Below are 20,310 nucleotides of genomic sequence, written 5' to 3'. Positions count from 1 at the left end.
GGAGCGGACCGGTCGCGGGGATCCTGCTACCTCCGTTCGACGAGCAGCGCCCGGCGGATGGCACGGCGCTGCGCGGCGGTCGTGGCACCCCAGATGCCCGCGTCCTCTCCGTGCCTGATGGCCCAGAGACGGCAGGGAAGCAGGACCGGGCAGCAGCGGCACACCGCACGGGCCCTCATCACCTGGGGATCACGGTCCCGCTCGACCAGCGGGAAGAACAGCTCCGGATCTTCGCCCACGCACGCGGCCTCGCGCAGCCATTCCCGTCCGGCACCGGACGGGCCCGCAACGGCGTGGGAGAGGGAACGGTCGCATGTCATGGCACACCTCCGCCTGCTGCCGGTCAAGCCGGCAGGTGGCTGCGGCATGAGGGTGCCGCAGGCCCGGCAGGGGTCGCGTTCTCCACTGTACGCAGCAACCGGCGGACGGACAGCCCTCATGCCGTGCGGAGCCGCTCACCCGCGACGGCCGAGGGCGAGGAGGTCCGCGTCGACGAGTCGTCGTTCTCCGCGGTCACCGCCGTGCGGCGCCGGATCCCGCGGTGAGACCCGCCCTTGTTCCGGCTGTTCGGGGCGCGGCTGCTACAGGTCGAACTCCAGGTGCTCGATGTCGGTGAAGCGGACTTCCTCCAGGGAGCCGGCGCGGCGGCCGCCGTCCTGGAAGTACACCTCCTTGAGCGCTTCGGCCGCGATGTCCCGCAGCTGCTGGTCACCGGCGCCGGCCTGCTGGGCGTCGAAGAGGCGGGCGGCGTACTGCGGAGGCAGGGCGACGGTCAGGTGCCGGATGCGGTCCTGGTCCGTCGACCCGATGGGTGCGGTGTAGCCGAGCCGGGCACGGGTGTCGATGACGATGCCGCCGGTCGTCGCCGCCCTCTGCCGTGCCCTGGCCCGGATCTGCGGCTGCCAGCGTCTCCTCACCTCGCGCTCCAGGCGGGCGGCGAGGTCGGGGCGGGGTTTCTTGATCTGGCCCCTCACGTACCGTTCGACGGTGCGCTGGGAGATGCGCAGCGTCCGGGCGACCGCCCTGGTGCCCTTGAGCTGCCTGACCAGGTAGCGCATCTGTGCGGGCGCGCTCTTGGGTGCCGGGCGGGTGAACGATTTCTGCACCGCGGCGTCCAGACCGTCCCCGAACAGGCTCATCGTCGCCTTCCCCTACTCTCCGTTGTCGATGTCGGTGACGGTGCCGTCCTTGATGTACCGGGCGAGGTTGAGCCCGGGGGCGTCGAACCGGTCGCGGATCTCTTCGCCCCACAGGACGGTCTGGGTGCCCTCGTGCTTGACCAGGCCGGGGTTGACGCCGAGCTTGAAGCCGCCGGGCAGCGGCCTGCCGTCACGGTAGGGCAGGAAGTCCAGCGGGCCGGCGCCGTCGGCCGCGTACACGACGCAGTCGGAGAGGACCGCCACCGGGTACTGGCCGGTGAACGCCGCGTGCTTGACGATCTTGCGGTGCAGGTTGATCCGGGTGCGGGAGATGACGGCCGCCCGGATGTCCGGCCGCCAGGTGGGCCGGGCAAGGGCCCGCCACGGCTGCCCGGGCCGCCAGCCCTCGCCGCGCGGACGCTCGCGCAGTTTGCCCAGGCCGCCCTTGACCGTCGCCTTGATCGCCGAGGCGACGACGGCCAGCTGCGGGTCGCGCCGCCGGTAGCCGTCCATGGCCGCGAGGAAATCGGCCGGCGCCATGTCCGCATGGACGCCGAGGTCGGCCATCGTGGCCAGGTAGGCGTCCCGCAGCCGCTGGTACCAGCCGTCCAGATAGCGGCCGTTGTCGTAGCGGACGTACGCCTCGACCGGCCGCACCTCGTAGCCGAGCTCCACCGCGTAGGCGACGGTGGGCGTGGCGTACCAGGCCGGGCCCCCGGGGCGCTCGCCCTTCGGCGTGAACGGGCTGGGCAGCAGGCTTCCGTCCAGCTCCGCCCACGTGTCCTTGCCGGTCCTCACCCTCGACAGGTCGACGTGGGACAGGTCGACCAGCCAGGAGCCGGGCAGCTTCGGGTCGAACACCGGCGCCCTGACATGCGTCGGCGCGCCGAGGCCGACGACCAGGCCGTTGGCGCCGGCGGCAAAGGCCATGTTCACGTCGATGCCGACCAGGTGCCGCAGGGCGCATTCGTCATCGGTCATCGGCCGCGCCCAGTCGTACGCCTCCTCGAAGAGCTTCTCCCCGGGGCCTCGGACGTGGAAGCGCGGCAGGTCCGCCAGGAGCGGGTGCCCGTCGGGGGCCTCGCAGGGGGCGCAGTCCACCGGGTCCTTGCCCAGCGAGCCGGGGTTGTGCTCGGAGCGGCGCCGGCCGTCGGCGTCGGGTTCGGAGGCGCGGGTCGGCGGGTGGAGCGCGGTCATCAGCTCCAGGCCGGTCACGGCCGTGGAGCCGCGCGGGGTCATCACCCGGGAGGCGTACACGCCCAGCACGCGGGCGAGGTCCGCCGGCGGGAGCTGCCCGGCCGCGCCCCAGTGACGGGTGTCCAGCGCGTGCCAGGACGGGACGCACAGTTGCACGCACTGGCGCTCCGAGCCGGCGGCGGGACGGTAGATCCGCGCCCACGGCCCGAGGCCGCGCTTGGTCAGCTTCCAGTCGGCGCGGATCAGTTGCTTGACGGCCTTGTGGCCCTCCGGGATCCGCCCAGCGAGCCGCTCCTCCTCGGTGAGGGTGACGGGCAGGCCGTAGCGCTCCAGGGCGGCCCCGGTGAGCACGAGCAGCGGGTCGGCGTCCTTGCCCGGTCCGGACAGCCTCGGCTGACCGAGCTTCGCCTCCTTGAGCGTCCAGTCCACCAGGGCCGGAAGGGACCTGGCGGGCACGTCCAGGACCAGACCGCCGGCGCAGTACGCCAGTACCCGCCCCTCGGCGTCGACGTCGACGACCGCGAGCGGCCCGTTCTCGAAGCGCGGGTCGGCGCCGCCCGCCGGGGGCTCGGCCGGGGCCGCCTTCCGCGCATCCGGGCGGCGCGGCGCCGTCGCGCCTCCGGCGGTGCGCGCCGGGCGCGGCGCGCCCGGCTCGGCAGGGGCGGGGGAGGCGGGAACGGCACGGGTGCTCTCCGATGTGGTCACGGCCGCACCGGCGGACGGCTGCTCCGCGGACAGCGCCCGCTCCCTCGGCTCGGGCCGACCGGTGAACGCGACCGGTACCGGGGCCGGGGCGGCGGGTGCGGGGTAGAGCTCCGCGAGCTTGTTCAGCAGCCGCGCGTACGCCTCACGCTCAGGGCCGCGCGGCTCGACGGGCTTCCTGACCGACTCCCACCCGGACACCGTCGCCCGGCGCACCTTCAGCGCGGTGGCCACCTCGTCCAGTGTCAGACCGTGGGCCTGACGCAGCCGCTTGCGCTCCTCCACCGGCGGCAGCGGAGCGCGGGACGCGACCAGCGCGTCGACCGCGTCGAACAACTCGGACATGGAACACCTCCTGACCCGGACCCTATCCCATCCACCGTACGGATAACGTAATTTTCACGTACGAAATGCGTACGATTCGCGCTCAAGGGACGCACCGGTTCATGGACAGCGGTGCCGGCCGGACGGATCGTCACGGTCCGGGGCGGTACGGGCGGACACCGTCACCCGGTCACCCGGGAGCGGGTACGGCCTTCGGCCGCAGCACGCGGCTCACGGCCTCCCCGTCCGGCCCGGTGTCCCCGTCGGTGGTGTCCCAGGGGCGCTGCCGGTGGTGGCGGGTGAGGCCGGCGGCCTCAGTTCCGCGCGTCGGCGTCGAGGTGCGCGAGGCCCTCTTCCCAGCGCCGGCGGCGCTCGTCCTCGGGCTGGTCCCACCAGGGGGTGCCGCGCTCCCCCAGCGCGACCTTCGCCCGGTGCACCCGTGCGCGTGCCGCCCGCTCGGCCTTCGGGTCGCCCGCGGTGGTCGCGGAACGCACCGCCCGGCGGGCCGACATGAGATGACGCCGGAGGCGGGCGGCGATCTCCTCGGGGACGGACGGATCGGTCGCCCGCCACTTCCGTCCCCTGATGACCAGGAAATGCCCGTCGGGGGTCTTCTCCGGCGGCCGGTGCGCTTCCACGGAAATGATTCTGCCCGCTCCGGCGGTCGGCGTGCGGGACCTCACCGGCCGGTCACGGCACCGCCGGCCGAGACGGAGCACCGACGTGTGCGGGCACGTGCACGCGCGGGCGGCCGGTGCCGGCCATCGGGCGGCGGGCCGTGTCATCGGAATGCGGAACGGACGGCGTTACAAGGGGTGGAGAGGCGCCCTCCACCCTGTCCGATCGGAACGATCCACAAGGAGTCCCCCATCCATGACACGGATGACGGTAACGAACAAGTGCGTGGCCGCCGTCGCGGTCGCGGTCGCGCTGGCGGCAGTGCCGGGCGTGGCGCAGGCCGGCGCACCGGCTCAGGTGCCGGCCGCGGCGCATGCCCACCACCGGACCGGCGAGCCGACGTCGGACGCGGCCGGGTCGGTGCGGGTGGTGGCACCGGGTGAGCGCGTCCGGGCCGGGGCGGGTGTCGAGCTGTGGCTGACGGAGGAGGGCAGGCACTGGTCGACACCGGAGACGGACCACCAGTTCCGGAGCGTGGTCGACGGCAACATCGACCTGCGCAGCCCCGGCATCGGCCTGACGGCGGAAACCGTGGGCGACCGCTACTTCCTTTCCGGCATCTACGTGGCCAAGCACCACTCGGTCCGGGTCGTCGTCGACACGAGTGAGGGCGAGGTCACCGCTTCCGTGGTGCGGCTGCCCGGCAGGCCCGGCTGGGGCGTCTGGTACGCCGACGTCCCCCTCCACGAGGACCTCGCCGTCAACGGCGTCACCCTCTACGACGGGCACGGGAGGGACATCGCCTCCCTGACCCCCTCCCGGCCCTGAGCCCGCGTCCCCTGGGGTGCGGCGAACGGGTCGCTCACGGCGGCACGGGGCTCCCCGCCACCCGAATCGACCCGGGTGGCGTCGGGACTCCGCGTCAGGACGGGGCGAGGACGCGGAACTCGCGGCCCTCCGGGCCGAGAGCCTTCGTGTTCACCTGGACAGGACTCGGCGCCATGCCGGCGACCCTGTCCACCCGCTCCCCCGTGCGGGTCGAGCGGGGGCCGGCGCGGGTCCGCGGCACGCGAGGACGGCACCTGGGAGCCTTCGTCGGCAGCCGGGAGTGAACCGACTGTTCCTTCCTGCCGGGCTGCGCACCGGACCTCGACCCCGTGGAGAGCATCCGGTCACCGCCGTCAGTGGTTCCGGGGCGTCAGCACCCCTTGGAGCAGCGCACCGTACCGTGACACCAGTTCCGTGCGGTCCATGCGGAGCAGTCCTTCGTCCCCGACCACCCACAGGGCGTACAGCAGTCCCCCCGCCAAGGCGGCCGCCATGCGCGCGCGGACGTCGGCGTCGGGGCCGGACAGGCGGCGGCGCAGTGGTGCGAGGAAGAGGTGCTCGTGCGTGTCGCGCAGACGTTCGCGGATCTGCGGTCCGTTGCTGCCGTGCACCAGGGCCAGGAAGACGCCCCGTGCGGAACCGTCGAGTTCCACGAGGAGTTCGGCGAGCCGGTCCCCCAGGCGCTCCAGTGGCACGCCGAGCAGCGGCTCGTCATCGATCGTCAGGTGCATCGTCTCCAGGAACAGGAGTTCTTTGCTCTTGAAATGACGGATCACCAGGGCGGGATCCGTGTCGGCCGCCGCCGCGATCTGGCGGACGGTCGTCCCGGAGAAGCCCTGGTTCCGGAACAGCCGGGCAGCGGCCGAGTGGATGGCCTCGCGGGTCGTGGTACTGGAGCCGGTCTGCAGCATGCGGGACACGATAGGGGGCCCGACGCTTCGCAACTGCGGGTTCGCGCGTTCGCGGAGGCGGGCCGGGGGCCTTTCGTGAGCGTTTCGAGAAGTCCGGTCAACAATGTTGACTCCTCGTCGGGGGGCCTGCACATTACCTGTCGGTAGAACCGTTCGGTAATGGCGCGGTCCGGCACTCCCCCGGGTTCGAACCGTCCCGTGCCCGCCAACGGCACACCCCGCCGACCGCCGCCCCACCACCGAGAAGAGGGATCACATGCCGAAGCGCGTCCTGCGGAATGTCATGGCCACATCATCCGCACTCGTCAGTGCGTTCGCCCTCAGCCTCACGGGCGGCACCGCGCACGCCTCCGCCTCACTGGACTACGTCGCCCTCGGCGACAGTTACAGCGCCGGCTCCGGCGTGCTGCCCGTGGACCCCACCAACCTGCTCTGCCTGCGCTCCACCGCGAACTACCCCCATGTGATCGCCGCCCGGACGGGCGCCCGGCTGAAGGACGTGACCTGCGGCGCCGCCCAGACGAAGGACTTCACCTCATCGCAGTACCCCGGGGTCGCGCCCCAGGTGAACGCGCTCGGTGCGGACACCGACCTGGTGACGCTGACGATCGGCGGCAACGACAACGGCACCTTCATCAACGCCATGACGGCCTGCGGCGCCGCGGGCGTCCTCAGCGGCGGCAAGGGCAGTCCCTGCAAGGACACGTACGGCACCTCCTTCACCGACCAGATCGACGCGAACACCTATCCCGCCCTGAAGAGCGCCCTGCAGGCCGTACGCGCCAAGGCCCCCAACGCCCGGGTGGCGGTCCTGGGCTACCCGTGGATCACACCGGCCGAGGCCGACCCGTCCTGCTTCGTGAAGCTGCCCGTCGCCGCCGGTGACGTGCCCTACGTACGCGGCATACAGGCCCACCTCAACGCGGTCGTCGAACGCGCCGGCGAAGAGGCCGGCGCCACCTATGTGGACTTCTCCCGGGTCTCCGAGGGGCACGACGCGTGCAAGCCCGGCGGAACCCGCTGGATCGAGCCTCTCCTCTTCGGCGGCAGCCTCGTGCCCGTCCACCCCAACGCCCTCGGGGAGCGGCGCATGGCCGAGCACACCATGAACGTCCTCGGCCTGGACTGAGGGCGGCGGGATTCGGCGGAGTGCTGTTCCGGGCCGTGTGGAGACCGCCCGTCAGGGGGCGAGGGGCATCCGGCGCTTGTGGTCGGTGAGGCGGTAGCGGCGGACGATCGTGTCGAAGTCCCGCTCGTCCACCGGTTTGCCCTCCAGGAAGTCGTCGATGGCGTCGTAGGTCACCCCGAGCGCGTCCTCGTCGGCCTTGCCCTCGTCGAGGCTCTCCAGATCGGCCGTCGGGACCTTCCACACCAGCTCGGCCGGCGCGCCCAGCGCGTCCGCGAGGGCGCGCACCCGGCGCTTGGTCAGGCCGGCCAGCGGGACCAGGTCCGCGGCGCCGTCGCCGAACTTGGTGAAGAACCCGGAGACCGCCTCGGCGGCGTGGTCCGTGCCGACGACCAGGCCGTCGTACGCGCCGGCCACCGCGTACTGGGCGATCATGCGCTGGCGTGCCTTGATGTTGCCGTGCGTGAAGTCCTGGTGGTGGGCGTCGCGGAAAGCCACCCCGGCGGCCAGCGCGGCCTCGAGCGCGGCATCACCGGCGGGCTTGACGTCCACGGTCAGCACATGGTCGGCCCGGATGAAGGAGAGCGCGAGCTGGGCGTCGTGCTCGTCGGCCTGGACCCCGTAGGGCAGGCGCATCGCGTAGAACCGCGCTTCGTGCCCGCCGGCCCGCGCCCGCTCGACGGCGAGCTGGCAGAGTCGGCCGGCGGCGGTGGAATCGACGCCACCGCTGATGCCGAGCACGAGGGACCGCCGGCCGGTGGACGTCAGCCGCTCGGCGAGGAAGGCCACCCGGCGCTCGATCTCCCGCTCGGCTTCGAATGCCTCGGCCACACCCAGTTCCCGGGCGATCTCCTGCTGCAGGGCGATGGACGCCGACTCGCTCACGTCTGCTCCTCGTTCCGGCTCACGATGTGCTGTCGCCTCCCCTGCTACCCCGGAGCTCCCCGGGGAATCCGGACGGGAGGGACGAGCGACCGGAACGGCCCCGCGGGGTACTCGGCGAGTCCATCGCCCCGGTCGCCGGCGGGCGGATCCCGTCGCCCGACCGGCCTCATGACCGACGCCCCGGGCGGCGAACCGGCCACGGGGCCGACGAAAGGAGAACGGGTGGCGGTCGATCCGGTGGGTTTCCTCGGTGTGGTCCTGGTGGCGTACGCGGTGCCCGGCCCGGACTTCCTCGTGGTGGTGAGATCGGCCGCCGAGCATCCCGCCAAGGGCCGGGCCGCGGCGCTGGGTGCCCAGACCGGGCTGTGCGTGCACATGCTCGCCGCCGCCGTCGGGCTCTCGGTGATCGTCACCCGTTCGCCCATGGCCTACGACGCCGTCAGACTGCTCGGCGCGCTCTACCTGGTCCACTTGGGCGTTCGGGCGGTGCTGGGCGCCCGGAGGGCCGCTCGCGGGCGGTCCTCCGGCCGGAGGGCGACCGGCGTACCGGAGGAGGGCCTCCCGCCGGGGACCGGGAAGGACGAGCCGGCCGGCGGCCGGTGGCGGTCCGGCTTCGGCCAGGGTTTCCTCACCAATGTGCTCAATCCCAAGGCGGCGCTGTTCTTCATCAGCGTCCTGCCGCAGTTCGTCGACGGCGAGGGGAACGGCGACGGCTCGACGGCACGGCAGATCTTCCTCCTCGGCACCCTGGACGTCCTCATCGGTGTCGTCTACTGGTTCGTCCTTGTCACCGTCGCCGCGCGGCTGCGAGCGCTTCTCGCCCGTCCGAAGGTCCGCCGTCGCTGGGAACTGACGACCGGCTGGCTGTTCATCGCCCTCGGCATCGGGGTCGCCGCGGCGTCCTGAGGCGTCCTCACCGTCACTCCCCGTGCCCGTCGTATCCCCCGGTACCGGGCACGCGTCAGGCCGTGGACGGCCCTTCGGCGAGCGGATGCGGCGGCCCGGCGGTGTCCCGCTCCAGCGCCGCGCGCAGCCAGTCGTCCGCGGAGCCCGGGGTCGGCTCCGGCCGACCGCCCGGCGGGGTGAGCACCACGGCCGTCAGCTCCCAGTACCGGTCCAGACGCGGCCCGGCCGCGAGCCGCGCGGCCAGCAGACGGCGGAACTCCCGGGTGTCCCGGCTGCCGTACGCGCTCGCGTACGCCGCCACGTAGGCGTCCAGCGCCTCACCCGGGTGAGGATCCCGGGCCCGGCGCAGCCGCGGGCCCGCGAGCTCGTACGCCTCGGCGAGGCCCGCGTACAACGCGGCCGCCCCGCGGGCCCCGGCCACCCGGTGCACCTCCGGCTGGGGCTGCCGGCCGTCCGGGCAGGGGGCCGTCGTCATCGCGTACAGCCGGGCGAAGGCGAGCACCTGTACCGGGGCCGGCTCGTCGGGCGGCTGCGGAACGGCCGCCTCCAGGAACGCCGCCGTCGCCCGGGCCGGCATCCTCGGCGGCAGCCAGGCACGCCAGAACCGGGCCAGCGGCGCCGTGCTCGGCGGGGTGCCCACCGCACCGATCAACCGCAGCCGGTCGGCCCGCTCCGCGGGCGGGCACTCCCGCACGAGCCGCAGCGCCGCCTCCCTCCAGCGCAACGTCCTCAGCTCACCGCCCAGTTCGCGCAGGCGGCCCGCGACGGCGTCCTCCAGCGCACGGCCCGCCGGATCCTCGTCCTCGAGGACCCGGCGCACCTCGGGCAACGACAGGTCGAGGGTGCGCAGGGAGCGGATCAGACGCAGCCGCTCCAGCGCTTCGGGACCGTACCGGCGGTGTCCGCCGCCGCTGCGGGATGCCTCGGGCAGCAGACCCCGGTCGGAGTAGAAGCGGACGGTCTTCACGGTGACACCCGCGCGCTCGGCGAGCTCGCCGATGCTCCAGAAGACCTCGTGCGACGTGGGCAGTTGAACCTCCCTCCGGGGGAGTTCCTACGGTACCGGCGCGCGCGGGCCGGACGTACCCCGGTCCGCGGGCCACGGCGTGCGCGACCGGCGCGACGTCATGCGACGGACCCGAGGAGGGGCCATGACCGTATTCATCATGGTGGCGGGCGCGTTCACCGGCGCCCAGGTGTGGCAGGAGACGGCCGCGCGGCTGGCCGCGGCGGGCAGCGAGGCGCGTGCGGTCCCGCTCACCGGACTCGACGCGGGCCGCCCCGCCGCGTCGGCCTCCGTCGACCTGGAGACACACATCGCGGACGTGATCGCGGCGATCGACGCGGTGGACGCGGCGTCCGGCCGGGAGATCGTGCTCGTCGGTCACGACTACGGCATCCATCCGGTGCTCGGCGCCGCGGACCGGCGGCCACAGCGCGTCGCCCGCGTCGTGCACCTGGACTGCGGGCTGCCGCAGAACGGCGTCCCGGCCCTGGCCGCCGTACCGGACCGGGCCCTGCGTGAGCGGTTGGCCGAGCGGGCCCGGCACGGTGGGAACGAGGGCGAGTTGGCGCCACCGTCCCGTGACGAGTGGCAGCGCTGGGGCAGCGTCGCCGGCCTCTCCGACGCGGTGCTGGACCGGCTCACCGCTCTCGCCGCGCCGCAACCGCTGGGCACCCTGCTCCAGCCGCTGCGGCTGACCGGAGCGGTGGCCGCGGTGCCCAGCACCGGGGTGCTGTGCACCCGTAACGGCGTCAGCGTCGACCTGGTGCAGCGACTCGTCGACTTCGGCGACCCCGCGCTGGCGGCCCTGACCGGCCCTCGGGTCACCTTCTTCGAACTGCCCACCGGCCACTGGCCGATGCTGTCCGGCCCCGCCGAACTGGCGGACGTCCTGCTGCGGGCCGCGGCCGGCGGGGGGCGCCGCCTGCGGCCGGTCGGCGCCGGTGCGCCGCCCGCCCATCTGCGCCCGTTCCCGCTGGACGTACCCGAACTGCCCCGGGACCGCAGGGGGCGGACCGACCTCTACGTTCCCGGCGCCGAGGGCCCGCGACCGGCCGTGGTCTTCGTGCACGGCGGCCCGGTGCCCGCCGGGGCCCGGCCGACCCCGCGCGACTGGCCGACCCTGGTGGGACACGCCCGCCTGGCCGCCGCCGAGGGCGTGGTCGGAGTGACCCTGGACCACCGGCTGCACGACGTCGCCGACTACGAGCGCGCCGCCGACGACGTCACCGCCGCGGTGGAACTGGTGCGGGCCGATCCCCGGGTGGACCCCGACCGGATCGCCCTGTGGTTCTTCTCCGGTGGCGGTCTGCTCGCCGCGGACTGGCTGACGAAGCCCCCGGCCTGGCTGCGCTGCCTGGCCGCCTCCTATCCCGTCCTGGCGCCGCTGCCCAACTGGGGTTCGACCGGCAGCCGGTTCCACCCGGTCCGGGCGGTCGCGCACGCGGGCGCCCTGCCCCTCGTCCTCCTCCGTGCGGGGCTGGAGACACCCGAGGTCGCCGCCACCGTGGAGGCGTTCGTGACCGCGGCCGAGGACGGTGAGGCGCACCTGGAGCTGGTCGACGTCCCGAACGGCCACCACGGCTTCGAGACCCTCGACGCGCCCGAGGAGACCCGCCCGGCCCTGCTCCACGCGATGCGCTCGGTGGTGACCCACCTGACCGGCTGACGCCCGGGCTGCGCACCGTACCGCCCCGCCCGGTTCCCACCGGACCGGGGCGGTACGGTGCCACCATGTGCATCTCGACCGGCGAGGCCGCGTTCTCCGGCACGATCGTGTACTGCGGGCGGCAGCACCATCCCGTGCACGGCCTCATCCACGTCCTGGGCTACCAGAACACCGCCGTCAACCTGGCGGACGGCCCGAACGCCATGCTGCTGCACCTGCCCACCAGGCGACTCACTCCCCGGCACTTCCTCTCCGCCGGGCGCACCGCCGACGTCCTGCACCGTATGGTCGCCGCCGTCGAACACGTCGCCGCCGCGGCCGACGGCATCGCGTGGATGAGCGCGGAACCGCAGCCCGTCCAGTCTTCGACCACGACGTCTACACCGTGCTCCTGGCCGCCGACCCCACCGCGGTCCCCGCCGCGCTGCGGCAGGTGCCGCCGCACCGGCGCCCCGCCCTCGACGCGGACCTCCTCCGCTTCTACGCCGACCACTTCCCCGACCACACCGTCGCCGTGTGCTGCTTCGACAACGCCGACGCGCAACGCGCCAAGCCCCTGCTGCTGTGGTACCCGCCCCTCGACCCCGACCTGCTGACCCTGCCGTCCCTGGACAGCCACACCGGTGAGGCGCCGGACCTCGACGCCGCCGTGCCCGTGGACCACTGGGTCCTGTTCTCGACCGACCGGGCCCCCGCCGGCTGGGGCGCCTCCGTCGACCACCCCCGGAACATACGCCATGACCTGCGCGCCTTCCTCCCCACCGCCGTCATGGGCCGGCACTACGGCGCAGGGCGGACCCTGCCCAACGGGGACTTCGCCCTCAGCCACCGCGACCTGCTCGCCGGCGACCTCGACCGCATCGGGCGCCTGCGACCGGCCCGCCGCTGAAGGGTACGTACGGCCCGGGGCGCACACCTCGGTCCGGCACGGTGCCGCCGGCGCCTTCGGTGCCGTGACGGGGCATCGGGCCATCCGCGGTCCCGCCGTGCGCAACGGCAGCGCGCGGGGTCAGCCGGCCAGGTGCCTGAACGGTCCGTCGAGAGCGGCCCACTGCAGCAGCATGATCGTCTTGGCGTCCGCGATCCCGCCCCTGCGGATCATGCCGAGGGCCGTACGGAAGGGCAGGTCCAGGACCGTGATGTCCTCGCCTTCGCCGGCGAGGCCTCCCCTTCCCCCTGCCGGGGTGGCCGTCTCGTAAGGAGCGGCGAAGAAGTGCAGACGTTCGGTGACCGAGCCGGGGCTCATATACACGTCGAAAATATGCTCGACCGCGCCGACGGTGCAGCCCGTCTCCTCGGCCGCCTCCCTGCGGATCGCCTCCTCTGCCGTGTCCCCGTCCAGGAGGCCGGCCGCGGTTTCGACGAGCATCCCGTCGGGATGGCCGTTGACATAGGCGGGCAGCCGGAACTGACGGGTCAGCAGAACGCTGTCGCGGTCCGTGTTGTAGAGGAGGAGGGTGGCGCCGTCGCCGCGGTCGTAGGTCTCGCGTTGCTCGCGGCTCCAGTGACCGTCGCCGTGCCGGTAGTCGAAGGTCGTCCTGCGGAGGACGTACCAGTCGCACGACAGTACCTCGACGTCGAGGACGCGCACCCGCGGGTTGCCCCTGAGATCGCGGCCGTGCCGGTCGAGACCGGTACGGCCGCGCCGGTCCGGCGTGCCGGTCCCGGCGGTCACCGGGCGGCCGGGATGTCGTCGACGCCGGTGTAGACGGCCTTCCCCCGGGCACGCGCCCGGGCGACCATCAGGTCGGCGCCCTCGGACGGACCGCCGATGCGCAGCACCGCGTCGCAGCGCAGGAGGAGCTGCTCGGCCACGGGGTGGAATATCTCCTCGTAGGCGGCGTCGCCGGGGCCGGTGCTGCCGGCCGTCTCCAGCAGCGGGAGGGCGAGCGCCTCGCCGGTGACCCCGAGGTGGCCGGCGCGGAAGAGCGCCAGGGCGGTCTCGTTCATCGCGCGGACGTTCGCCTCCAGCTTGCGGGGATCGTCGCCGGTGCCCGATCGGTACGGTCCGGCGACCAGGATCATCAACGAGTGCGGGTGGGTGTTCACGGAGCGGCTCCTCGGCCTTTCACGGGATCCGGTGCCGGGCGGACCCCGACAGGGGAAGACCTGCCGGAGTCCTCGCCGACCGCGGATCAGGTGCGGTCGGTCGACGGCACCCGGAACCCGTTTCTAACATGACAGTGTGCTTTCGAACAACGACATGTGCGAACTGGCACGTCACTCATCGACCTGAGCGTTCAAATGAACACGACTGTGTTAGAAATGCGCCATGAGTGTCGCGAATCGACTAGACCTGACTCTGCGCCTGGTCCAGGGCTCGGGCACCTTGTCCGTGTCGGAGCTCGCCGAGCACCTCGGGGTGTCCGAGATGACCGTGCGCCGGGACCTGAACGCACTGGAACGCCAGGGCCTGGTGCGCAGGGTCCACGGTGGCGCGGTCGCCACCCGTCGGCGTGAGGAGGGCGGAGGTTTCGCCGCCCGGGGAGAGTGGCAGACCGCCACGAAGGACCGGCTGGGTGCGGCCGTGGCCGCGATGGTGGAACCCGGCTCGCGCGTCCTGCTGGACGCGGGGACCACGACGGTGCAGGTCGCGGAGCACCTGGCGGAGCGTGCACCGCTGACGGTCGCCGTGCTGAGTCTGCAGACGGCGGCCGTTTTGGCGGACCGGCCGGAGATCGAGCTCGTCGTCGTGGGCGGGCGCTCGCGACCGGGTGAACGCTCACTGGTGGGGCCGTTGGCCCTGCGCACCCTGGAATCGCTGAGCTTCGACTGCTTCGTGATGTCCATCGGAGGAGTTCACGCCGAGCGCGGCTGGTCCGAGTTCTCCTTGGACGACGCGGCCGTCAAGCAGACCGGGCTCGCGCAGTCCGCCCGCACGATCACCGTCGCGGACGCCACCAAGCTCGGTGTACGGGCGTTCAGCCGGGTCGCCCCCCTCGGTGCCGTGGACCATTTCGTCACCGATGCCGCCGCCGACGACCCGCAGACCCATCCCAACGGACCGTCCACCCTGCAGGCCCTGTGTGAATCAGGTGTCGAGGTCCACCTGGTCTGAGCGTCCGTCGGGGAGACGCGGCCTCCCGGGGCGACGCCGGTCGCCTCCGGGACGGCCGGAAGGGTGCGGCGGGCCGCCGCGGCTCATCACTGCGGATCCGGTCCGGTCCCGGCCGGTCTGCGGCGTGTGCCGTGCCAGTCCAGTATCAGGACCGTGGCGTCGTCCCTGAGGTTGCCGTGGCAGGCCTCGAGCACCGCGGCGGTCAGGCTCCGGACGGCTTCTCTCGGATGCAGCGAGCGGGTGTCGTGGGCGAGTGCGGCCAGGTCGACGGCCGCGGCACCGCGCTCCTGCATTCCGTCGGTGAGCAGGATCAGGCGGTCCCCGGGCCGCAGTTGCAGTTCCTGCAGACGGTAGGGGGTCGGTGCCACCACGCCGAACGGCAGGTTGACGGCGAGCCGGATCTCTTCGACGGTGCCGTCGCGCAGCCGCAGCGGCCGGGGATGCCCGGCGTTGACCAGTTCGCAGAAACCTGTTTCGAGGTCGACGCACAGCAGCTGTCCGGTGGCCAGGCCACGGCTGTGGCTCAGCAGGGCCTGGTGGGCGTGGTTGGCCTGCATGAGGGCGTCACAGCCGCTGCGGCGCGCCCGTCGCAGTGCGCCGACCAGCAAGGTGGCCAGCAGGGCCGAGTTCGTGTCGTGGCCCATGGCGTCGGTGACGGACAGGTGCAGGGTGTCGCGGTCGAGGGTGTAGTCGTAGGTGTCGCCGCCGATGTCGTCGGCCGGGATCAGCCCGGCGGCGAGGGTGAACTGGGCCGCCTCGCAGCAGGAGGCCGAAGGAAGCAGCTGGTGCTGGATCTCCGCGGCCAGGCTGGTCTCGGTGGTGCGCCGGCCCAGGTGGTAGAGGTCGGTGAAGCGGCGGTCCGTGACGATGATGTAGGCCAGCGCGTGGGCCGCGTCGCGGACCTGCCGGAGCACGGTGTCGTCGGCGGACTGCAGGGTCACCTCCAGCACACCGATGCAGTCGCCGCGGTTGGTGACCGGCGTGATGACGCGCCGTCCGCCCTGGCTGTCCGGTTCCACGTGCTGGCGCTGACTCCGCAGTACGCGGTCGTAGACGGTTCCCTGCAGTCCGATCGGCCGGTCGGACTCCGTGACATCGCCGCCGGCCGCGGTGAGCCGTACCAGCCGCTGACCGACGAGGTCGGCGAAGAGGAAGGACACACGCTCCGCACCGAACCGCTTCTGCAGATCGTGCGCCACCACGTCGACGGACTCACCGGGCGGCGCCGCCTCCGCGGCGGCCAGCAGCTCGCCCAGTTCCACGTCTCCACCCTTCACAGCAACCTCCTGTCAGCTGCCGCATCTTTTTCCCCGAGTTTCCGCGGCCTCACCCGAAGTGCCCGTCTTTCCTGGTCAGGGCGGTGGGCCAGGTCGCCGTGAGCGGAACCCCGTCCCGTCGGGTGGCGTCCGCGGGCGACCGGGCAGCCACGACGCGAGGGGGTGAAGAGACCGGACACGAACAGTACGGGGGCACCCCGGCCCCGGGCGTCCCGCCGGCCGGACGCGGCCCCCGCGGCGAACGGGACCGCCGCCTCGGACCTGCCTCCGGGCCGGCCCGCTCCCCGGTTCCCCGGCGCGCCGGAAGCGTTCGTGACGTGTCCCGACAGCTCGTACCTCGTTGGCTGGTCGGAACCTGTGCACTCCACCGCTCTCGAGGAGCCCCCGTGGCCAGTCCGAGCCCGCTGTCCGTCGACCGGGACGAGGGCACGCCGTCCCTCCGGTGTCCGTTCACCGAACGCGCGTGCACCCGCGCCGCCGGCCTCGACGCGGCCTTGCCGCAGCGGACCGGCGGATCCGGTTTCCCCACCGGTGTCCCGTCCCCGCACCGGAGATCCGGCCGCGGCCGGGATCCGCGGGACCGGCAGCGCGCGCGCTCGGCCGTCCGGGCCCGGACGTGAGGCGGCAGGCGGCGGTGCTGCGCGTCGTCGGGGTCCGCAAGAGCTTCGGGTCCCGGCAGGTCCTGCGCGGGGTGAGCTTCGAGGCGCGGGCGGGGCAGCTGGTGGGCATCGTCGGGGAGAACGGCTCCGGGAAGACCACCCTGCTCCGCATCCTCAGCGGCGACCTGCGCCCCGACGACGGACACGTGGACCTGGTGGGCACCCGGGGCTACTGCCCGCAGCACCCGGTCCTGGACGAGGAACTGACCATGCGCCAGCACCTGCGCCTCTTCCAGGTCGCCTACCGCCTCCCGAGTCCCGGCCGCGCGCTCCGGCTGATCGACGGACTCTCCGCGGCCGGCTATCTGGACACGCCGGTGAAAGTCCTCAGCGGTGGCACCCTGCAGAAGCTGAACCTGGTGCTGGCCCTGATGCACGACCCGGACGTCGTGCTGCTCGACGAGCCGTACCAGGGGTTCGACTGGGAAACCTACCTGCGGTTCTGGGACCTCGCCCAAGAGCTGAAGGACCGCGGCCGCACCGTGATCGTCATCTCCCACCTCGCCCACGACACCGAACGCCTGGACGTCCTGCACCATCTGCACGACGGCGTCCTCGGCCCCTCACCCACGGCGGACACCGCATGAACGCCTACCTGGTCGCCAGCCGCTACGCCCTGCTGGCCATGGCGAAGAACCGGCTGGCCGCCGTGCTCCTGATCGTCTTCATCCCGATGTGGATCACCGTGGCGAAGACCCTCACCACGCCGAAGACGTTTCCCTTCCGCCTGCGCGCCACCGGAACCTGGCTGCGCGCCGGCGGAGACGAGATCACGATGATCAGCGGCTCCCTGAACGCCGTGTCCCTCCTCGTGGGATTCCTGATGTTCAGCGCCGCGCGCCGCACCAGGGCCTTCGACCGCCGCCTCACCGCGGCCGGCTACCCCCGAACCGCCCTCGTCGGCGCCAAGCTCACCACGCTCCTGGTCGCATCAGTGCTGGTCAGCACCTATGCCACCGCCTGGATGCTGCTGTTCTGGTCTCCCCTCCAGCCCTTCCTCCTCGGCGTCGCGGTCCTGGCGATCTGCCTGGTCTACGGCGCCATGGGCATGTGCCTGGCCCTCTTCCTGCACGGCGAGGTGGAAGGACTGGTCACGATCATCATGACCAGCATCATCGACCTCGCACCGCAGAATCCCGTCGCCAGCACCACCGCCGACAAACCCCTGGTCGAGCTGCTTCCCGGCTACGGCTCCCTGCAGACCGGCCTCGCCGCGGGCTTCACCCGGAACGCCATCCTGAGCCCTCTGCTGCACAGCACGGTCTGGCTGACCGCCATGACCACCACCGCGCTCGCCGCCTTCGTCCTCCGCACCCGTACCCACCGGTCGTCCGCGCCCCCGCCGTGACGGCCGGGCGTCGCACCGTGCGGAGACCTTCGCGCCCCCGGCGGGAACCATCCGGCCGGAACGACTCGTCACTGATCATTGCCGCCGTCCCGAACGGCGGGAAACGACACGATCGAAGCGACAGCGGGGGGATTTCATGAAGCGTGCGTCTGCGGCGAGAACGGGCCTGACGGCCGTGGCGGTGCTGACGATGCTGGCGGTCGGCGGTTGCCGGGCGGAGGACGTGGAGCTTCCCGCCGCCTCCCCGAGCGGGCGGATCTCCGAGTCCGCGTCGCCGGCGGCCCCGGCGGAGCGGAGTGGTCCGCGGACCCTGGTGGACGCTTCCGTGGCGGGTGGCCTGGACAAGCTGACCGGGGACGGAGCCCTGACGGACGTCCCCGTCGACCCGGGAGAGATGCGGGACGGCATGAAGCTGGTCACCGGCACCTACGGGAAGCCGGGCGGGCAGGGCGCGCCGGTGCTGTTCGAAGGCGTCGATCACGTGCCCGAGGACACCAACGAGCGTCGTGAGCACTTGTTCCGCGGCATGCTCGAGTACATCCAGTGGGACCCGGAGCTGGGGCATCCCGAAGCCCGGCCGGTGGAGCCCGGACCGCTCGGCGGCTCGGTGGAGTGCCTGCTCGCCTCGCTGAGCGAGGACGGCAACGTCGTCTGCGGCTGGGCCGACGAGGGCACGGCGGCCGTCGCGCTCTTCGAGAACAGCACGCCCGCCGATGCGGGGAAGCTCTTCGTCGAGATGCGCGGGGACCTCGAGCGCTGACCGGCCGACGAGCGGGGACCACGTCGCGGGCCGGGACGCACCACGGCCGCGGGCACCTCCGTCGGGAAGCCCGCCCGGCCGGGGCCGGTTCCCCGGCCCGCTCCCCCGCCGGTACGGCGGACGGCCCGGCACCGCGAGTGCGGTGCCGGGCCGTCCGGTCGGTGAAGCGGCTCGTCGGCCCTGGCGGGCCTTGAAACGCGGATCCTTCTTGTTGTTCACGAAGATCACGCCCCGCCGACGCACCACCTGGGCGCCGGGCCCGGCCTTCAGCGAGCGCAAGGACGTGCGTACCTTCATCACGCTCTCCTTCCGCGGGTGCGGGCGGTGCCGTAGGCCGTCCGAAGCGCTCCACGCGTCCCGCGGTGTCCACGACGCGAGGGGTGGCCGGTGCGGAACGGGTGACCGGTCGACGAGGTCTCGACGTCGACGACCGGATGGGGGGCGCCGTCCCCCCACTCGACCGTGTGCGGTGCCCGGGGGGCGGAGCGGGTCAGCGGCTGGAGGCCGGACGCGCGGTCGCGGAACACGACCGGGCGGTGGACGGGACGGATGCCGCGCCTCACGGGCTGTCCTTCCCGGGGTGCCTCCGCCGCCGGGCGGCGGAGGCGGGTCTCACCGTGTCTCGCGGAAGAGGACGTGTCCGCCGGCGACCGGGTCGTACTTCCGCAGGGCCAGCCGGTCGGGGTCGTTCAGCCGGTTCTTGCGGGTCACGTAGGTGACCCCCGTACCCGCCGTCGACTTCAGCCTGACGACCGGTCGCGCGGTGCTGCGTGCCATGAGGTGCTCCTTCCGCCACCGTCCGAGTCTATTGACTCGGACATGTCATACATGGTGTCCAGTGGCGTCGGCGGGCCGAAGCCACTGGGTGCGTGACCGTGGAGGGCGGTCGCCTGCGCGGCGAAAGGCTCCGCGGGGCTTCGGCCGAACGATCGTCCCCGCGGGCAGGGGGTGAGGCCCGGGGACACCGTCCCCTCCACGACCACGCCCTCCCCAACCACACCCGCCCGCGGTTTGTTCCCCCTCCACGACGACGAGTCCCGGCAATACGCTCCCGTTCTGTGGCTCACCCCTTGTCGGGGGTAGACGACGATCACGACCGGACGTCGATCACCGAAGGAGACGAGTCGTGGGCAAGGGCAAACAGATCACGGGCACGGCCCGCAAGGAACTCGCGCGGGAGATGAAGGAGCAGTACGAGAACGGCCTGTCCATACGGGCCATCGCCGAAGCGCACGGGCGGTCGTACGGGTTCGTCCACCGTGTCCTCACCGAGGCGGACGCCCCGCTGCGCAGCCGGGGCGGGAACCGTGCACACCACCGGCTCGAGGAGGCCGGGCGTCCACGGAGGTGACCGCGGACCTTTCGGCGAGGGCTCGCCCCGGGCCGCGGGACACGCGGACCGCAGCGGCCCGACCGGCCGGATCGGTCCCCCGGACGGCGCGACCGGGCGGCACTCCGACGAGCGGGGCGGGACGGTCCTCGAGGACCGTCCCGCCCCGCTGTCCGCCAGGTGCGCCGACACTCCCCTGGACACCGGGGCCCACACGGGCTTCCGGCCAGTGGGTGAGAGACCCGGTCATCGCCCGGGAGGGGCCGGTCTGCGGGGTTCGATGCGTTCTTCCACCGCCCCGGCTCCCTCGCTCCTGACGATGTAGGCGCCCTCGCCGGGGATCTCCGTCACCGCCTCCACCAGTTCCATTCCGCGGTACACCAGGCCGACCCCGTCGTCCGCGCAGTGAGCGGTGGGCATGGTGCCGTCCGCCACGAGCCGGTGCGTCGACGGACGCCGGCCCTCGTCCGAGTCGTAGTGCACGCCATTGCCGTACGGCAGGAAACCGAGCGCGTTCGTGAAGCGCGAGCACCTCGGCTTCCCGAGCAGAGATCATCGCAGTGGACACCG

General features: G+C 73.0%; 21 protein-coding genes and 3 pseudogenes. 10 read left to right on the top strand and 14 right to left on the bottom strand.

Annotated features, from left to right (window positions below):
- Window positions 1-26 precede the first annotated feature (26 nt).
- The 4 genes from ACFY3N_RS16285 to ACFY3N_RS16270 form a co-directional block, all read right to left on the bottom strand.
- Window positions 27-320, bottom strand: a complete 294-nt coding sequence (locus ACFY3N_RS16285; RefSeq protein ID WP_390817332.1) for a WhiB family transcriptional regulator — start codon at window positions 318-320, stop codon at window positions 27-29.
- Window positions 321-581: 261 nt separating this feature from the next.
- On the bottom strand, window positions 582-1,139 hold the full coding sequence (gene tpg / locus ACFY3N_RS16280) for a telomere-protecting terminal protein Tpg (RefSeq protein WP_390817331.1): 558 nt from the start codon (window positions 1,137-1,139) through the stop codon (window positions 582-584).
- A 12-nt stretch (window positions 1,140-1,151) separates the two neighbouring features.
- Entirely contained in the window at window positions 1,152-3,383 is a 2,232-nt protein-coding gene (gene tap / locus ACFY3N_RS16275; protein WP_390817330.1) for a telomere-associated protein Tap, read from the bottom strand.
- Between the two features lie 293 nt (window positions 3,384-3,676).
- Window positions 3,677-4,000, bottom strand: a complete 324-nt coding sequence (locus tag ACFY3N_RS16270; RefSeq protein ID WP_390817329.1) for a hypothetical protein — start codon at window positions 3,998-4,000, stop codon at window positions 3,677-3,679.
- Between the two features lie 235 nt (window positions 4,001-4,235).
- Here ACFY3N_RS16270 and ACFY3N_RS16265 point away from each other — a divergent pair, with 235 nt between their 5' ends.
- Window positions 4,236-4,808: a hypothetical protein gene (locus ACFY3N_RS16265; protein WP_390817328.1), complete on the top strand. Its 573-nt coding sequence runs from the start codon at window positions 4,236-4,238 to the stop codon at window positions 4,806-4,808.
- Between the two features lie 353 nt (window positions 4,809-5,161).
- On the opposite strand, the gene ACFY3N_RS16260 is transcribed toward ACFY3N_RS16265, so the two are convergent.
- Window positions 5,162-5,719, bottom strand: a complete 558-nt coding sequence (locus ACFY3N_RS16260; protein ID WP_390817327.1) for a TetR family transcriptional regulator — start codon at window positions 5,717-5,719, stop codon at window positions 5,162-5,164.
- A 256-nt stretch (window positions 5,720-5,975) separates the two neighbouring features.
- Here ACFY3N_RS16260 and ACFY3N_RS16255 point away from each other — a divergent pair, with 256 nt between their 5' ends.
- Window positions 5,976-6,848, top strand: a complete 873-nt coding sequence (locus ACFY3N_RS16255; RefSeq protein WP_390817326.1) for an SGNH/GDSL hydrolase family protein — start codon at window positions 5,976-5,978, stop codon at window positions 6,846-6,848.
- 51 nt (window positions 6,849-6,899) lie between these two features.
- Here the strand turns inward: ACFY3N_RS16255 and nadE are convergent, their stop codons facing one another.
- Window positions 6,900-7,730 carry an ammonia-dependent NAD(+) synthetase gene (gene nadE, locus ACFY3N_RS16250; RefSeq protein ID WP_390817325.1) on the bottom strand — a complete coding sequence of 277 codons (831 nt, stop codon included), beginning with the start codon at window positions 7,728-7,730 and terminating at the stop codon, window positions 6,900-6,902.
- A 222-nt stretch (window positions 7,731-7,952) separates the two neighbouring features.
- On the opposite strand from nadE, the gene ACFY3N_RS16245 reads away from it, so the two are divergent.
- Window positions 7,953-8,636, top strand: coding sequence for a LysE family translocator (locus tag ACFY3N_RS16245; protein ID WP_390817324.1), 684 nt, complete (start codon window positions 7,953-7,955; stop codon window positions 8,634-8,636).
- A gap of 55 nt (window positions 8,637-8,691) precedes the next feature.
- Here the strand turns inward: ACFY3N_RS16245 and ACFY3N_RS16240 are convergent, their stop codons facing one another.
- Window positions 8,692-9,666, bottom strand: a complete 975-nt coding sequence (locus ACFY3N_RS16240) for a MerR family transcriptional regulator (protein WP_390817518.1) — start codon at window positions 9,664-9,666, stop codon at window positions 8,692-8,694.
- Window positions 9,667-9,787: 121 nt separating this feature from the next.
- Between ACFY3N_RS16240 and ACFY3N_RS16235 the strand changes: the two genes are divergently transcribed.
- Together ACFY3N_RS16235 and ACFY3N_RS16230 are read left to right on the top strand one after the other, a co-directional pair.
- Window positions 9,788-11,308, top strand: a complete 1,521-nt coding sequence (locus ACFY3N_RS16235) for an alpha/beta hydrolase (RefSeq protein WP_390817323.1) — start codon at window positions 9,788-9,790, stop codon at window positions 11,306-11,308.
- A 331-nt stretch (window positions 11,309-11,639) separates the two neighbouring features.
- Window positions 11,640-12,197 (top strand): hypothetical protein, encoded by a 558-nt coding sequence (locus tag ACFY3N_RS16230; protein WP_390817322.1) that lies wholly within the window; start codon window positions 11,640-11,642, stop codon window positions 12,195-12,197.
- Between the two features lie 120 nt (window positions 12,198-12,317).
- Here ACFY3N_RS16230 and ACFY3N_RS16225 read toward each other — a convergent pair whose 3' ends face one another.
- Window positions 12,318-12,983 (bottom strand): NUDIX domain-containing protein, encoded by a 666-nt coding sequence (locus ACFY3N_RS16225; RefSeq protein WP_390817321.1) that lies wholly within the window; start codon window positions 12,981-12,983, stop codon window positions 12,318-12,320.
- A complete protein-coding gene (locus ACFY3N_RS16220) occupies window positions 12,980-13,333 on the bottom strand; it encodes a DUF4406 domain-containing protein (RefSeq protein WP_390817517.1) in 354 nt (117 codons plus the stop codon). Before ACFY3N_RS16220 ends, ACFY3N_RS16225 begins: the two co-directional genes overlap by 4 nt.
- A 247-nt stretch (window positions 13,334-13,580) precedes the next feature.
- Here ACFY3N_RS16220 and ACFY3N_RS16215 point away from each other — a divergent pair, with 247 nt between their 5' ends.
- Window positions 13,581-14,366 carry a DeoR/GlpR family DNA-binding transcription regulator gene (locus ACFY3N_RS16215; RefSeq protein WP_390817320.1) on the top strand — a complete coding sequence of 262 codons (786 nt, stop codon included), beginning with the start codon at window positions 13,581-13,583 and terminating at the stop codon, window positions 14,364-14,366.
- 86 nt (window positions 14,367-14,452) lie between these two features.
- Here ACFY3N_RS16215 and ACFY3N_RS16210 read toward each other — a convergent pair whose 3' ends face one another.
- On the bottom strand, window positions 14,453-15,643 hold the full coding sequence (locus ACFY3N_RS16210; protein ID WP_390817319.1) for a PP2C family protein-serine/threonine phosphatase: 1,191 nt from the start codon (window positions 15,641-15,643) through the stop codon (window positions 14,453-14,455).
- 616 nt (window positions 15,644-16,259) lie between these two features.
- Here ACFY3N_RS16210 and ACFY3N_RS16205 point away from each other — a divergent pair.
- From ACFY3N_RS16205 to ACFY3N_RS16195, 3 genes are all read left to right on the top strand, one after another.
- Window positions 16,260-16,889 (top strand): ABC transporter ATP-binding protein, encoded by a 630-nt coding sequence (locus tag ACFY3N_RS16205; protein WP_390817318.1) that lies wholly within the window; start codon window positions 16,260-16,262, stop codon window positions 16,887-16,889.
- Window positions 16,886-17,650: a hypothetical protein gene (locus ACFY3N_RS16200; RefSeq protein WP_390817317.1), complete on the top strand. Its 765-nt coding sequence runs from the start codon at window positions 16,886-16,888 to the stop codon at window positions 17,648-17,650. Before ACFY3N_RS16205 ends, ACFY3N_RS16200 begins: the two co-directional genes overlap by 4 nt.
- A 136-nt stretch (window positions 17,651-17,786) precedes the next feature.
- Complete coding sequence (locus ACFY3N_RS16195) at window positions 17,787-18,410, top strand: hypothetical protein (protein WP_390817316.1); 624 nt, start codon at window positions 17,787-17,789, stop codon at window positions 18,408-18,410.
- A gap of 177 nt (window positions 18,411-18,587) precedes the next feature.
- Here ACFY3N_RS16195 and ACFY3N_RS16190 read toward each other — a convergent pair.
- The 3 genes and pseudogenes from ACFY3N_RS16190 to rpmG all read right to left on the bottom strand — a co-directional run.
- Window positions 18,588-18,707, bottom strand: a pseudogene (locus tag ACFY3N_RS16190) (50S ribosomal protein L36); the annotation flags it as partial.
- A gap of 37 nt (window positions 18,708-18,744) precedes the next feature.
- Window positions 18,745-18,973: pseudogene (locus ACFY3N_RS16185) on the bottom strand (50S ribosomal protein L31); the annotation flags it as partial.
- 49 nt (window positions 18,974-19,022) lie between these two features.
- Window positions 19,023-19,187: a 50S ribosomal protein L33 gene (rpmG, locus tag ACFY3N_RS16180; RefSeq protein ID WP_390817315.1), complete on the bottom strand. Its 165-nt coding sequence runs from the start codon at window positions 19,185-19,187 to the stop codon at window positions 19,023-19,025.
- Between the two features lie 349 nt (window positions 19,188-19,536).
- On the opposite strand from rpmG, the gene ACFY3N_RS16175 reads away from it, so the two are divergent.
- Window positions 19,537-19,761 carry a helix-turn-helix domain-containing protein gene (locus ACFY3N_RS16175; RefSeq protein ID WP_390817314.1) on the top strand — a complete coding sequence of 75 codons (225 nt, stop codon included), beginning with the start codon at window positions 19,537-19,539 and terminating at the stop codon, window positions 19,759-19,761.
- A gap of 225 nt (window positions 19,762-19,986) precedes the next feature.
- Here ACFY3N_RS16175 and ACFY3N_RS16170 read toward each other — a convergent pair.
- Window positions 19,987-20,259 (bottom strand): annotated as a pseudogene (locus ACFY3N_RS16170) (peptidase E); the annotation flags it as partial.
- Window positions 20,260-20,310: the final 51 nt, after the last annotated feature.

Origin of the sequence: Streptomyces sp. NPDC000348 (genome assembly GCF_042898795.1) — a bacterium.
In the GTDB taxonomy this organism is placed as follows: domain Bacteria; phylum Actinomycetota; class Actinomycetes; order Streptomycetales; family Streptomycetaceae; genus Streptomyces.
This window is presented reverse-complemented; position numbering and strand designations above follow the sequence as displayed.

What these genes read in the sequence shown, in the direction of transcription:
- ACFY3N_RS16285 (WP_390817332.1), bottom strand. Translation starts at nt 320, where the DNA reads ATGACATGCGACCGTTCCCTCTCCCACGCCGTTGCGGGCCCGTCCGGT.
- tpg (WP_390817331.1), bottom strand. Translation starts at nt 1,139, where the DNA reads ATGAGCCTGTTCGGGGACGGTCTGGACGCCGCGGTGCAGAAATCGTTC.
- tap (WP_390817330.1), bottom strand. Translation starts at nt 3,383, where the DNA reads ATGTCCGAGTTGTTCGACGCGGTCGACGCGCTGGTCGCGTCCCGCGCT.
- ACFY3N_RS16265 (WP_390817328.1), top strand. Translation starts at nt 4,236, where the DNA reads ATGACACGGATGACGGTAACGAACAAGTGCGTGGCCGCCGTCGCGGTC.
- ACFY3N_RS16260 (WP_390817327.1), bottom strand. Translation starts at nt 5,719, where the DNA reads ATGCTGCAGACCGGCTCCAGTACCACGACCCGCGAGGCCATCCACTCG.
- ACFY3N_RS16255 (WP_390817326.1), top strand. Translation starts at nt 5,976, where the DNA reads ATGCCGAAGCGCGTCCTGCGGAATGTCATGGCCACATCATCCGCACTC.
- ACFY3N_RS16235 (WP_390817323.1), top strand. Translation starts at nt 9,788, where the DNA reads ATGACCGTATTCATCATGGTGGCGGGCGCGTTCACCGGCGCCCAGGTG.
- ACFY3N_RS16220 (WP_390817517.1), bottom strand. Translation starts at nt 13,333, where the DNA reads ATGATCCTGGTCGCCGGACCGTACCGATCGGGCACCGGCGACGATCCC.
- ACFY3N_RS16215 (WP_390817320.1), top strand. Translation starts at nt 13,581, where the DNA reads ATGAGTGTCGCGAATCGACTAGACCTGACTCTGCGCCTGGTCCAGGGC.
- ACFY3N_RS16200 (WP_390817317.1), top strand. Translation starts at nt 16,886, where the DNA reads ATGAACGCCTACCTGGTCGCCAGCCGCTACGCCCTGCTGGCCATGGCG.
- ACFY3N_RS16195 (WP_390817316.1), top strand. Translation starts at nt 17,787, where the DNA reads ATGAAGCGTGCGTCTGCGGCGAGAACGGGCCTGACGGCCGTGGCGGTG.
- rpmG (WP_390817315.1), bottom strand. Translation starts at nt 19,187, where the DNA reads ATGGCACGCAGCACCGCGCGACCGGTCGTCAGGCTGAAGTCGACGGCG.